General features: G+C 40.6%; 1 protein-coding gene. It reads left to right on the plus strand.

Annotated elements, in window-relative coordinates; translation table 11 throughout:
* Positions 1 to 520, plus strand: a 520-nt coding sequence (locus NL42_RS17795) for an Ig-like domain-containing protein (protein ID WP_461313766.1), incomplete at both ends; no start/stop codon positions are given.

A 520-nucleotide genomic window follows, 5' to 3' on the forward strand; every position in this document is an offset into this window, starting at 1 on the left:
AATGTTTCTGGTTACTTGTATCAGGTCTATTTACATGGCGAAGAGCTTACTTTTGTTGTCGTTGACCGAGCTGGTAACCGTAGTACAGAAGTTAAGCAGAATGCTTTAACTGATGATATTGCACCAAATCCGATTGAAAATATTGTATTCGACTCAAACGGTCAAAACTTTACGGCGCAAGCTGAAGCAAATACTCAAGTTGAAGTCAAAAATGCTGCGGGTGAGGTCATCGGTTCAGGTTATGTAGATGGCGCTGGTAATGTGTCAGGTTATTTATATCAAGTCTATTTACATGGAGAGGAACTCACTTTTGTTGTCGTTGACCGAGCGGGTAACCGTAGTACAGAGATCAAGCAAAATGCTTTAACTGATGATGTTGTACCAAATCCGATTGAAAATATTTTACTTGATGCGAACGGACAGAACTTTACAGCTCAGGCAGAAGCAAACACTCAAATTGAAGTCAAAAATGCTGCTGGTCAAGTCATAGGATCTGGTTCAACCGATAGCATGGGTAATG

The sequence above is a fragment of the Acinetobacter sp. GN11 genome (genome assembly GCF_054823985.1).